This window comes from Actinophytocola sp. (genome assembly GCF_036402745.1).
Lineage (GTDB): Bacteria > Actinomycetota > Actinomycetes > Mycobacteriales > Pseudonocardiaceae > Actinophytocola.
The window spans coordinates 1-11834 of the sequence record NZ_DASWSJ010000355.1 but is presented as its reverse complement, the minus strand read 5'-3'; the positions used below and the strand labels follow the sequence as shown (position 1 = coordinate 11834).

Genomic DNA, 11834 nt, shown 5'->3' with positions numbered 1-11834 from the left:
GGTCGCCGGCCTGGTCCGGGGCCGCGGTCGGCAGCGGGCCGCGGCTGCGCAGGTAGAGGGCGAAGACCTGCATGAACAGGTAGACGGTGAAGGTCCAGCCGAGGAAGTTGACCAGGGGGACGCCGAAGAACCCGCCGCCGTCCTCCCAGATCCAGGCGTGGTTGATGGTCGAGGTGCTGGGGTCGAGGGCCAGGTCCCACGCGGTCATGGCGAACGCGCCGATGACCGGCGTGCCGACGGTGGTCAGCCAGGGCGAGTTGCGGCGCACGTCGCCGAGCAGCACGGTGGCCGCGACCCAGGCGAGGTAGCCGGTGGCGAGGTAGGACGGGCCGATGAACCACGGCACCTCGAAGATCTTGCCGCCACCGGTGTAGTAGTAGTGGCCGAACGGGAAGCCGGTCCCGATGCTGAGGTTCTCCAGGATGTTGCTGAGCACGAGACCGGCCACGACGAAGACGCCGATCGCGCGCCAGTCGTAGCGCCGCGCGCCGTGCCAGAGGGCGAACCCGACCTGCGCCACGATCACCGGCAGCCTTACGCCGGGACCGGGAACGAAGGCCGAGACGAGCAGACCGGCGAGGATCACGGCGGTGAGGATCCACAGGGCGGTTTTCCTGGACATGCGGCGACTCCAGTTCTGGTGGCTTCAGGTGAGCAGGCCGTTGAGGACGATCGTGCTCAACAACGCGTGGTCGTCGGCGTCGTCGGCCCGGCCGAACAGGCGCGCCAGGGGCGCCTGGCTGTACATGGCCAGCGGCTTGGTGACGGCGAAGTGGAACAGGTACCAGGGAATGTCCCGCAGCTTCCCCTCGCGGACGAGCCGGTCGAAAACCGGCCGTCCGGCGTCGTTGAGCGGCTTCATCAGCTCGTAGAGGTACGCCAGGCGCGGCGAGTCGCGGCCGGATTCGTAGTCCATGACACGGGTGAGGTGCGGACGGCGCGCGTTGGCCTCGTGAAAGGCCCGCACGCTGGCGATCAGCCCTGCCAGGTCGTCGGTGGGCCGTTCCTTCTCGAAAGCGGCGGCCACCTCCTCGGTCACGTGGCGGATGGCCGACTCCATGACCGCCCGCCAGAAGGCGTCCTTGGTGCCGTAGCGGTCGTGGATGAACGTGTGCCCCATGCCGAGGCGCTCGTTGAGCTGCCGCACGGACACCGCCTCGTAGCCCAGCTCCGCGAACGCCTCCAGGCCGCGCTGAAGGATCTCCTCCAGCTCGGGTAACGGCGCGTCCGCCGGCGGCCTGCCCGGCCCGCGCCGGCTCTGCCGGGTCGCCATGGAACCTCCTGTGCTCTCCACCGATCAGTGCTAATGTTAATCCGACAGCTGCCTGATTAGCAACCGGCGGCCTCAGAGAAGGGCGATACGGTGAACGCTTCACTCTCGCGGCTCGGCTCGACGGCCGAGGACTACGAGCGGATCGGTATCAGGCCCGGCCAGGTCGCGCCCTGGGAGGACGGGGCGCGGACCGACGGCGGCGCGGGGAGCTACGAGTGGTGGTACTTCGACGCCCACCTCGACGACGGCGCGAAGCTGGTCGTCGTCTTCTACACCAAGAACTTCACCGACATCGGCAAGCCGCTCGCGCCGATGATCCGCATCGACCTCGACCTGCCCGACGGCACGAGCTACAACAAGGTCGCCGAGTTCGATCCGGCCGGGTTCGCCTCCTCCGCCGAGCGGTGCGAGGTGCGCATCGGCGACAACTCGTTCAGCGGCGACCTGCACACCTACCAGATCATCGCGACGATCGAGGACATCGCCGTGGAGGTCAGCCTCACCGGTGAGGTCCCGGCGTGGCGGCCCGGCACGGGACACTGGTACTTCGGCGCCGACGACGAGCACGAGTTCGACTGGCTGCCCGCCGTGCCGCAAGGCAAGGTGGACGCGACCTACCGCGTGGCCGGCAAGTCGGCCACCGCCTCGGGCGTGGGATACCACGACCACAACTGGGGCAACGCCCCGATGAACTCGTTGGTCAACAACTGGTACTGGGGCCGGGGGCAGGCCGGCCCGTACACCGTCGTCGCGTCGTACATCACGGCGGAACAGAAGTACGGCTCCGCCGAGCTTCCCGTGTTCCTGCTGGCCGAAGGCGGCAAGGTCGTCGCCGATGACGCCGGCAAGGTGACCTTCGAGCAGCTCGGCACCTACACCGACACCGCCACGGGAAAGCCGGTGGCCAACCTCACCCGCTACACCTACACCGACGGCGACGACAGCTACGTCGTCACCTTCACCCGCCACCGCGACCTTTCCGCCAACAGGCTGATCGACGAGCTCGACGGCCTCAAGAAGGTGGCCGCGAAGCTCGTCCGCTTCGACGGCGCCTACCTGCGCTTCACCGGCGAGCTGCGGATCGAGCACCGGCACGCGGGCACGATCGTCGACAGCTACACCGACTCCGCCATCTGGGAGCTCATGTACCTCGGCAGGACCCGCACCGGCCGATGACCGGCTCACTCCCCCACGTCGCCGTCGGCCAGCTCCGCGACGATGTCGAGCTGGCCGAGATGGCGGGCGTACTCCTGGAGCAGGTGGAACAGCACCCGCTCCAAGGACGCGGGCGTGGCCGGCGGGGGCCAGTTCGGGCCGGGGGCGCCGAGCGTGGCCAGGTCGGTGGACTCGACGAACGCGCGGGTGTGGACGGCCTGGGTCCGCAGGCCCGCCACCACCGAGTCGAGGGACCCGGTCACGTGCCAGCGGTCCTCGTGCTCGTCGGCCCAGGGGTCGGGCAGGGGGCGGCCCTCGAAGCGCCACTCGATCCAGCGGCGCTCCACGTGGCGCAGGTGGTTCAGCAGCTCCAGCGGGGTCCAGCCGGACGGGACGCGGGAGGCGCTCAGCTCGGCGACCGGCAGCGAGGCGACCTTCTCGATCGCGCGGTCGCGGAAGTAGTCGAGGTAGGTCAGGAAGACCTCGGCGCGGGAGGACGCCGGGGTGTTCGGCTCAGGAAACATCCGCGGCCCACCGGCTCAGGACCTTGTCGAGCGCGGCCAGGGTCATGGGCTTCGGCAGGTACGCGTCGAAGCCCGCGGCCACGGCCTGCTCGCGGTCGCTGTCCTGGATGAAGCCCGACACCGCGATCAGCTTCAGGTGGTCGGTGCCGGGGTGGCCGCGCAGGTGCCGGGCGATCTGGAGGCCGCCGATGTCGGGCAGGCCCAGGTCACACAGGACGACGTCGAAGGGCGCCGCCGCCACGGCGGCCAGGCCGGCCTTGCCGGTGGTCGCGACCGTCGCGGTGTCGCCCCGGCGTTCCAGCAGGGTGCGGTAGGTCGCGGCCAGGTCCGGATTGTCCTCGATCACCAGGAAGCGCAGCGCGGGGCGGGTCGGCGTCGCGCTCTCGTGTGGACTGTCCACTTCGGACGACGGGGCCGGCGGGAGGCGGACCCGGAACTCGGCGCCGGTGCCCGGGCCGGCGCTGTGCGCGGTGACCGTCCCGCCGTGCAGCTCGCTGATCGTGCGGACGATGGCCAGCCCGAGCCCGAGGCCGCTCACCGACGTCCGGCCGGCCGGCACGGCCCGGGTGAAGACCTCGAACAGCGAGTCCGCGATGGCCGGGTCGAAGCCGATGCCGTCGTCGCGGACGACGAGCAGCGCGTCGCCGGCGTCGGTGGCGACGGAGACCGCCACGGTGGCGCCCGGCTCGGTGTACTTCAGCGCGTTGATCACCAGGTTGCTCAGCAGCTGGGCCAGCCGGATCCGGTCGCCGGACACCAGGACCGGCGCGGGCGGCAGGTCGAGCCGCAACGCGCGCCGGCCGGACGCGAACTCGGCGGCCACGTCCGCGGCGGTCTCCGCGACGATCGCACGCAGGTCGACCCGCTCCGCGGTCAGCTCGAGCCGGCCGGTGAGCGCGCGGGTGGCGTCCAGCAGGTCGTCGGTCATCCGGATCAGCGTGCCGGTCTGCCGCTCCAGCACCGCGAGCGCGGGATGGCCGGCCGGCACGTCGAGCGCCAGCAGCTCGACCGCGGCCTGGATCGCCGCCAGCGGGTTGCGCAGCTCGTGCGACAGCGTCGCGATGAACCGGTCCTTCGCCCGCTGCTGCTCGCGCAGCGCCTCCCCCGTCGCGGCCAGCTCGTCGTTGGCGGCCCGCAGCCGCAGGTTCATGTCCTGGACCTCGCGGGCCCGCGCGAACAGGTCGGCCTCCAGCTCGCTGAGCCGGACGAGCGCGCCGGCGCCGGGACCGCGACCGGAGCGCACGAAGTCGGTGACGTCCTGGACCCGGTGGATGAGGTGCGTGATCGTCCCGTCCGCCGCCAGGATCGGCGTGTTGATCGGGCTCCACCACCGCTCCTCGAACGACTCGCCGGCCGGGATGTCGTAGCGCTGCAGCGCCATCGCGTCCGGCGCGCCGGTCGCGAGCACGGTCGCCAGCGACCGCCGCAGGTTGCGTACTCCGTCCGCGCCGCGGTCGTCCGGGTTGTCCGGGAACGCCGCGAAGATCGACTGGCCGACGAGCGTGTCGCGGTCGGTCGTCGTGGCACTCAGGTAGGCGTCGTTGACCGCGACGATCGTCAGCTCGGGGTCGAGCACGAGGTAGGGCGTCGGCGCGGCGTCGAACAGGTGCCGGTAGTCGGGTGGGCTCATGGCGTCTCCGTCACGGGTCGAGGCGGTACCCGAAGCCGCGCACGGTGGTGATCTTGGGAACCCGCACGCCCGCGTCGGTGAGCTTGCGGCGGATCCGGTACACATGTTCGTCCACTGTGGCCGGTGCCTGCCACTCGACCGACGACTCCCACACGTGCGCGAGCAGCTGCTCGCGCGAGTACACCCGGCCCGGCGTCGTCGCGAGGAACTCCAGCAGCCGGTACTCCCGGGGCGTCAGCGCGATCTGCTCGCCGGCCGCGCGGATGACGTGCGCCCCGGTGTCGATCACCAGCCCGCCCAGGTGGATCACCGGCGGGGCCGGGGCGCCGGTGCCGGAGCGGCGCAGCACTGCGCGGATCCGGGCCACGAGCTCGCGCAGGAAGAACGGCTTGACCAGGTAGTCGTCCGCGCCCAGCTCGAGGCCCACGACCCGGTCCGCCTCGTCGCCGCGGCCGGTCACGACGATGACCGGCAGCTTCTCGTGCTGGCCCTGGCGCAGCGTCCGCAGCAGGTCCAGGCCGTCGCTGTCGGGCAGCCCCAGGTCCAGCACCACCAGGTCGACCTCGTCGAGCCGGCCGCGCGCGCCCGCCGCGTCCGGGGTGCGGGCCACCTGGAAGCCGGCCCGGGTGAGGTAGGCGTCGCACATCGCCACCAGGTCCAGGTCGTCCTCGATCAGCATGATCGTCGGACGCCGGCCGGTGGAACCGCCACCGCCGTCGCTGGGTTCCACGTTGATCCGATGTTGAGGTTCGTCAAACGAAACGACCAGGTTGGCACGTTATCAAGGAGACAGCGCACGAGCGCCGTTCGTGACCCGATCGCCGCCAGCGGCCAAGGAGACCTCCAGCCATGTCCACAACCGACGCCGAGTACCGGGAGCTCGGACCCCACGAGGTCGTGGACCTGGCCGTCAACCGCCTGTTCCGGGTCGGCCTGGACCTGCACCGCGCGCTGGCCACGGTCGGCGCCCCGCAGCACGACGAGGTTGCGGGACAACGGATCCGGGCCGCCATCGGCCGGATCGACGACACCATCGGCGAGCTGCGGCTGGCCGTCATGAACGGCGAGCGGTGACGTTCGGGTCCTGCTCGTCGACCACCGCGAGACCACGCGGCGCGACCTCGCCGGCCCCGAAGAAGGCGCACGCCTGCGGCTGACCCGTCACGCCCCGAGCGGCACGCGCCAGACCAGCCGGGTGCCGCCGTCCGGGCCGGCGGTGACCGTGCTGCTCCCGCCGCACGCCACGGCCCGGCGCTCCAGGTTGCGCAGCCCGCCGCGCACGACGTCGGCCGGCATGCCGACGCCGTCGTCGGTGACGCCGATGACGAGGTCCGCGCCGGCCTCGACGGTGACCGTGACGTCGGTGGCGTGCGCGTGCCGCACGGCGTTGCTCAGTCCCTCCCGCAGTGCGGCGAGCGCGTGCTCGGCGATCGGCTCGGGCACGAGCGTGTCGACCGCGCCGGAGATCCGCACGGCCGGCGAGGTGTCCGCGCTGACCTCGGCGACGATGTCGAGCATGCGGCGGCGCACGCTCTCCCGGCTGCTGTCCCGGCTGGTGTGCAGGTCGAAGATCGACGTCCGGATCTCCCGGACGGTGTCGTCGAGCTGGCCGACGACCCGGCTGACCCGGCCGCGGACCTCGGGGTCGGCGATGCGCCGGACGATGCCCTGCAGGCTCATGCCGGCCGCGAAGAGCCGCTGGATGACGTGGTCGTGCAGGTCGCCGGCGATGCGGTCGCGGTCGGCGAGCACGTCGAGCATGCGTTGCCGGCGCTGGTTGTCCGCGAGCTCGATCGCGAGCGCGGCCTGGTCGGCGAACGACGCGAGCAGGGACAGCTGCTCCTGGCCGAACTGGCTGCCGCCCTTGGTGCGCAGCGCCAGGAGCAGCCCGCTGACGCCCGCGGGCGGCCCGAACGGCACCGCGTGCGCGGGGCCGAACTCGCCGAGCAGCCCGCCGTCGCCGCCGAGCACGTCGGCGAAGTCGGCGAACACGGTCGGCGTGCGGTCGGTGATCACCGCGGCGAGCGCGGGCTCGGCGGCCGGGACCGTGTGCCCGATCAGCTGCTCGCCCCCCGGGCCGGCGCCGGCGCTGACGACGAGCGTGTCGGCCGGCTCGTCGGCCAGCAGGATCACCGCGGAGTCCGAACCGGACAGCTCCCGGGTCCGCCGGGCGATCAGCGCGAGCGCGTCCGCGCTGGACGCGCCGCCCAGCAGCAGGGAGTTGACCTCGCCGGAGGCCTGCTGCCAGCGCTCGCGCAGCCGGGCCAGCTCGAACAGCCGGGCGTAGGCACCGGGCTTGAGGGCACCCCGCACGGCCTCCAGCCGCCGCCCCACGGGCGAGGCGCCCACGGATGGGCTCCGGGGCTCCCCTTCCGGCGCGGTATCCGGCATGACACTCCCGACCTAGGGGCGGACCCGAGGGGTGCGTTCCCTCGGGCCGCGGCCGATTGGCATTCCCGATATCGGGCAGGTCCACGAGGTCGTTACGGTTTCAACGATCTCGTCCGTCGAGGTGCGGCGGCAGCCGGTCGAGCAGCGTGGCCCAGGACGCGAGCACGTCCCGGCCGTCGATCAGCAGCGTGAGCGCCTTGCGCAGGTTGCGCACGACCGGCCGCAGGTTGCGCGACAGCCGCTCGATGCTCTCGGCGACCGTGCTCAGGTCATCGGCGTCGGCGAGGCCGGGCGGCGCGCCGTCGACGAACTGGCGCAGCAGCCGGGTCATGCCGAGCACGTGGTCGCGGATCTCCGGGTGCTCGGCGACCTCCCGCTCGGCCCGCTCGACGACGATCCGCACCCCTTGGTCGACCGCGTGCAGCTGGCCGAGGAAGTCGTTGGCCTTGGCCTGCAGGTCGCCGACCGGCCCCTCCAGCGCGCCGGCGAGCCTGCGGGCGAAGGCGATCCGGTCGCCGAAGTCCGGCGTCGGCGGCTGCTGCTCGACGGCCACCTGCATGAACATGCCGACGTCGCGGAGCGCGGCGTCGAGCGCGGCGACGGTCTCGCGCCACGCCGGCACGGCCTCCTCGGTCCGGGCGAGGATGTCGAGGTAGCCGGGCGCGTCGTCGAGCTCGTCGAGGCCCGACTCGGGGACCTGCACCCACTCCGCGGCGGCCGACGCGCTCGCGAGCCGCCCGGCGAGCCCCGCGACCGCGCGGCGGTAGTCACCCGAGCGCCGCTCAGCGAACCGCAGCGACGTCCAGTTCTCCCAGCCGAACTTGCGGACGAGCGCGACGAGGTCGTCCTCGCAGGGATCGGCGTGCAGGTCGTCGAAGTCGACGTAGAGCAGCGGCAGCACGAGGTCCTTGACGCCGAGCTCGACCGCGCGCCGGGCGAACATGTCCAGCTCCCGGCGGCACTCGGTGCGCCGGAAGTAGGTGGGGGTGACGACGGGGATGAAGAACGTGGCCTGCGCGAGCGCCTCGTCGATCGTGAGCTTCCAGTCCTCACCCCACCGCAGGTGCTCCCGCTCGACGAACAGCCGCGCGGGCTCCCCGGTGAGCAGCTCGTACTGGGCCTCGATGTCCCCGGCCAGCTCGCGGATGCGGTTGCCCTCCGCGTCGTTGTCCCTGTGCGCGTAGGACAGGAAGCCCCGGCTGACCACCATCGCGCCCCCTCTCGCCGAGGGGATCGGTCAACGCGCGTGCGGCGTTTCGCGTTGGCGGGCCTTCGCCGCGCGCAGGCCGACGTGGCCGGCGATCGCGACCAGCACGCCCGAGGCGACGACCAGCGCGACCGGTGCGCCCACGTTGAGCACGGTGATCACGACGAACGCGTCGAACAGGGCGACGAGCGTGAACCCGACCCGGTCCACGTAGGCGGGCGAGAGGGGCAGCCGCCGGGCGGCGGCCGCGAGCCACAGCATCACCAGGCCCAGCGCCACGAACGCGGTGAACAACGCCCGGGACACGCTGTCGAGCCGGCCCCACTCCTCGGCCACCGCCGCGGCCAGGAAGGTGACCGCCGCGACCAGCGACCAGAGGTAGACCTCGAACAGGATCCGGCCGCGGTGCGCCACCAGGCCGGCGACGAGCGCGGCGGTACCGGTGAGCGCGTGCAGGGCGATGAGGATGGAGTGCCACACGACGAACCTCCCACTGTGGTAGGTCCAGCGTCGACCTAGCACAGTGGAATGTCAAGCGCGCTCAGCTCAGGTGGTTCAGCGCGTCCTCGATGGCCCGGTGGAAGGTCGGGTACGCGTAGATCATCTGGCGGAGCAGCTTGGTCGGCACCTCCGCATGCACCGCCACGACGAGCGCGCCGAGCACCTCGCCGCCGTTGGGCCCGGCCGACGTGGCGCCGACGAGCACCCCGCGGTCCGCGTCCTCGACCAGCTTGATGAACCCCTTGTTGCCGACCTTGTGGATGAAGCCGCGTGACGAGTCCGGGATCTGGGTGATGCCGGTGCGGACGTTGAGGCCCTGCGCGCGGGCCGCCGCCTCGGACAGCCCGACCGAGCCGATCTCCGGGTCGGTGAACGTCACCCGCGGCACCGCCCGGTAGTCGGCGACCTCCGCGTCCTCCTCGCCGAGGATGTCGGCGGCCGCGATCCGCGCCTGGTACATCGACATGTGGGTGAACGCGCCCTTGCCGGTGATGTCGCCGATCGCCCAGAGGCCGTCGGCGGCGCGCATGTGCTCGTCGACCTCGATGCGGCGGGCCGACCCGTCCAGGCCGACCGTGCCGATGCCGAGCGCGGCCAGGTCGGTGCTCCGGCCGGCGGCCACGAGCAGCCGGTCGGCGGTGAGTGCCTCGCCGCTGTCGAGCTTCACCGAGAACTGGCCGGCCTCGTAGCGCACCAGGGCCGCGGACAGTCCCGTGCGGACGGCCAGCCCGTCGGTGTCGAACGCCTCGGCGAGCAGCGCGCCCGCCTCCGGCTCGTCGGCCGGCACCAGCCGGTCCGCGTGCTGCACGACGGTGACCGACGCGCCGAACCGGGCGAACACCTGCGCCAGCTCGCAGCCGACCGGGCCGCCGCCGAGCACGATCAGCGAGCCGGGCACCTCCTCGACGGCGACCACGTCCCGGTTGGTCCAGTACGGCGTCTCGGCGAGCCCGTCGATCGCCGGCACGGCCGGGTCGGTGCCGGTGTTGAGCACGATCCCCTTGCGCGCGTGGAAGACCCGCTCGCCGTCCGATGTGGACACCGTGACCTCGCGCGGGCCGGTGATCCGGCCGCGGCCGCGCACGAACGTGCCACCCGCCTGCTCGAACCGGTCGACCGCGACGGTGTCGTCCCAGTTGTCGGTGGCCTCCTCGCGGATCCGGGTGGCCACCGGCGCCCAGTCCTTCTCGACGGTCGCCGAGCCCGCGAGCGTGTTGACCCGCTGCGCCTCGGCGAGCGCGTCGGTGGCCCGGACCATGATCTTGGTCGGGATGCACGCGTAGTACGGGCACTCGCCGCCGACGAGCCGCGCGTCGACACCCACCACGGCCAACCCCGCCTTGGCCAGCCGCGCGCCGACGTACTCGCCGCCCGGCCCCATCCCGACGACGACGACATCCACCTCGGTACCCGGCATCTCCACTCCTCGCGGCTCGGTGTGCGTGCGTGCACAGCACAGCATGTCGGGGTTCGAGTCGCAGCGGCAGCCTTGACCTTGGACCCCACTCCAAGGTTTACCGTCGGGTCATGACCACGAGCGCACCAGCCGGGCTGCTCGTCGCCGAGCTGGCCGCGGCGGCCGGGGTCGGCGCGGACACCATCCGGTACTACGAGCGCACCGGGCTGATCGACCCGCCGCCGCGCACCTCGAGCGGCTACCGCCGGTTCCCGCCGGAGACGGTCGACCGGCTGCGGTTCATCCAGGGCTGCCAGCGGCTGGGCCTGCGGCTGCGTGACATCGGTGACCTGCTGTCCATTCGGGACACCGGGGTCTGCCCCTGCGAGCCGGCCGAGACGTTGCTCCGGCGGCGGATCACCGAGCTGAACGAGGAGGTGGCCCGGCTGACCGCGCTGCGCGCGGACCTGGTGCACATGGTCGACGCGCTGCCGAGCCAACCGTGCCCGGACCCGCGGCCCGGGACCTGGTGCCCACCCGTCACTACCGGCGAAGGAGGTGACCCCGATGTGCTGCGATGACCTGAGCTGCGGTTGCGGCTGCTGCTGACCGATCCCCCGCCGGCGAGGCGCCCGCCGGCCTCAGGGGACCAGCACGGCGGCCCCGTTGACCCGGCCCTCGGCCAGGTCGAGGAGCGCGCGGTCGGCCGTCTCGAGTGGATAGTCCGTGGTCTCGACGCGGAGGTGGTGCTCGCCGGCCAGCGCGAGGAACTCCCTCGCCTGGGCGCGGGTGTTCGCCGTGACGCTGCGCAGCACGCGGTCCTGGAACAGGTGCCGCTGGTAGTTCAGCGGCGGGATGTCGCTCAGGTGGATCCCCGCCACCGCCAGCGTGCCGCCCCGGTCGAGCGCGGCCAGCGCCACCGGCACCAGCGAGCCGGCCGGCGCGAAGAGGATCGCCGAGTCCAGCGGCGGCGGGTCACCGGAGACCGACGCCGCGCCGAGGGACAGCGCCAGCTCCCGCGCGGCGGCGCTGCGCGTCACCACGTGCACCTCGGCGCCCTGCGCGATCGCCACCTGGGCGGCCAGGTGCGCGCTCGCCCCGAAGCCGTAGATCCCGAGCCGCCCGCCCGGCGGCAGCGCCGAGCGCAGCAGCGCGTGGTAGCCGATGATGCCCGCGCACAGCAGCGGCGCGAGCTCGGTCAGCGAGTATCCCGGCGGCAGCCGCAGCGCGTAGCCGGCAGGCACGACCGCGTAGTCCGCGTAGCCGCCGTCCGCGTCCCACCCGGTGTAGATCGAGCGGATGCAGAGGTTCTCCGTGCCGCGCAAGCAGAACTTGCACTCGCCGCACGTCCCGCGCAACCAGGCGATGCCGACCAGGTCCCCCGGCGCGAACGCCCCGGAAGCCGCGACGACCTCGCCGACGACCTCGTGCCCCGGCACCACCCGCGGCCGGTGCACGGGCAGGTCCCCCTCGGCGACGTGCAGGTCCGTCCGGCACACCCCGCACGCCCGCACCCGCACGAGCAGCTCCCCCGCCCCCGGCTGCGGCACCGACTCGGTCAGCAACCGCAGCGGCCCGGAGGCCACCGGACCGGGACGCTCCACCCGCCACGCACGCATACGACCATCCTGCCCACAGCACCCGGACCCGCGCGAGCCGCACGGGCCCCCGTGAGCGAGAGCGACGTGAGCGGGAGCGACGGAGCGTTCGCCGTCTGGACGCGTGAGTGGGAGCGACGGAGCGTTCGCCGTCTGGAC

The 11834-nt window shown here is 72.7% G+C and carries 13 protein-coding genes; 3 read left to right on the top strand and 10 right to left on the bottom strand.

The window, feature by feature from the left end; translation table 11 throughout:
• Both VGD70_RS31925 and VGD70_RS31920 read right to left on the bottom strand, forming a co-directional pair.
• Positions 1–622, bottom strand: a 622-nt coding sequence (locus VGD70_RS31925; RefSeq protein ID WP_331087978.1) for a carotenoid biosynthesis protein, incomplete at its 3' end; no start/stop codon positions are given.
• A gap of 24 nt (positions 623–646) precedes the next feature.
• Positions 647–1273: a TetR/AcrR family transcriptional regulator gene (locus VGD70_RS31920; protein ID WP_331087976.1), complete on the bottom strand. Its 627-nt coding sequence runs from the start codon at positions 1271–1273 to the stop codon at positions 647–649.
• A 90-nt stretch (positions 1274–1363) separates the two neighbouring features.
• Here VGD70_RS31920 and VGD70_RS31915 point away from each other — a divergent pair, with 90 nt between their 5' ends.
• Entirely contained in the window at positions 1364–2449 is a 1086-nt protein-coding gene (locus VGD70_RS31915) for a hypothetical protein (RefSeq protein WP_331087974.1), read from the top strand.
• A 5-nt stretch (positions 2450–2454) separates the two neighbouring features.
• Here the strand turns inward: VGD70_RS31915 and VGD70_RS31910 are convergent, their stop codons facing one another.
• The 3 genes from VGD70_RS31910 to VGD70_RS31900 are packed head-to-tail and all read right to left on the bottom strand — an operon-like array spanning position 2455 to position 5312.
• Complete coding sequence (locus VGD70_RS31910; protein ID WP_331087972.1) at positions 2455–2952, bottom strand: DUF664 domain-containing protein; 498 nt, start codon at positions 2950–2952, stop codon at positions 2455–2457.
• Positions 2942–4582 carry a hybrid sensor histidine kinase/response regulator gene (locus VGD70_RS31905; protein ID WP_331087970.1) on the bottom strand — a complete coding sequence of 547 codons (1641 nt, stop codon included), beginning with the start codon at positions 4580–4582 and terminating at the stop codon, positions 2942–2944. The genes VGD70_RS31910 and VGD70_RS31905 overlap by 11 nt, the downstream gene beginning before the upstream one ends.
• 10 nt (positions 4583–4592) lie before the next feature.
• Positions 4593–5312 (bottom strand): response regulator transcription factor, encoded by a 720-nt coding sequence (locus tag VGD70_RS31900; protein WP_331087968.1) that lies wholly within the window; start codon positions 5310–5312, stop codon positions 4593–4595.
• Positions 5313–5431: 119 nt separating this feature from the next.
• On the opposite strand from VGD70_RS31900, the gene VGD70_RS31895 reads away from it, so the two are divergent.
• Positions 5432–5656 (top strand): hypothetical protein, encoded by a 225-nt coding sequence (locus tag VGD70_RS31895; protein WP_331087966.1) that lies wholly within the window; start codon positions 5432–5434, stop codon positions 5654–5656.
• 87 nt (positions 5657–5743) lie between these two features.
• Here VGD70_RS31895 and VGD70_RS31890 read toward each other — a convergent pair whose 3' ends face one another.
• The 4 genes from VGD70_RS31890 to VGD70_RS31875 form a co-directional block, all read right to left on the bottom strand.
• Positions 5744–6931: a GAF domain-containing sensor histidine kinase gene (locus VGD70_RS31890; RefSeq protein ID WP_331087964.1), complete on the bottom strand. Its 1188-nt coding sequence runs from the start codon at positions 6929–6931 to the stop codon at positions 5744–5746.
• A 142-nt stretch (positions 6932–7073) separates the two neighbouring features.
• Positions 7074–8183, bottom strand: coding sequence for a toll/interleukin-1 receptor domain-containing protein (locus tag VGD70_RS31885; protein WP_331087963.1), 1110 nt, complete (start codon positions 8181–8183; stop codon positions 7074–7076).
• Positions 8184–8210: 27 nt separating this feature from the next.
• Positions 8211–8660, bottom strand: coding sequence for a hypothetical protein (locus tag VGD70_RS31880; RefSeq protein WP_331087961.1), 450 nt, complete (start codon positions 8658–8660; stop codon positions 8211–8213).
• A 61-nt stretch (positions 8661–8721) separates the two neighbouring features.
• Positions 8722–10098 (bottom strand): NAD(P)/FAD-dependent oxidoreductase, encoded by a 1377-nt coding sequence (locus tag VGD70_RS31875; RefSeq protein ID WP_331087959.1) that lies wholly within the window; start codon positions 10096–10098, stop codon positions 8722–8724.
• A 110-nt stretch (positions 10099–10208) separates the two neighbouring features.
• Here VGD70_RS31875 and VGD70_RS31870 point away from each other — a divergent pair, with 110 nt between their 5' ends.
• Positions 10209–10658, top strand: a complete 450-nt coding sequence (locus VGD70_RS31870; protein WP_331087957.1) for a MerR family transcriptional regulator — start codon at positions 10209–10211, stop codon at positions 10656–10658.
• A 60-nt stretch (positions 10659–10718) separates the two neighbouring features.
• On the opposite strand, the gene VGD70_RS31865 is transcribed toward VGD70_RS31870, so the two are convergent.
• Entirely contained in the window at positions 10719–11696 is a 978-nt protein-coding gene (locus tag VGD70_RS31865; protein ID WP_331087955.1) for a zinc-binding alcohol dehydrogenase family protein, read from the bottom strand.
• Positions 11697–11834 lie beyond the last annotated feature (138 nt).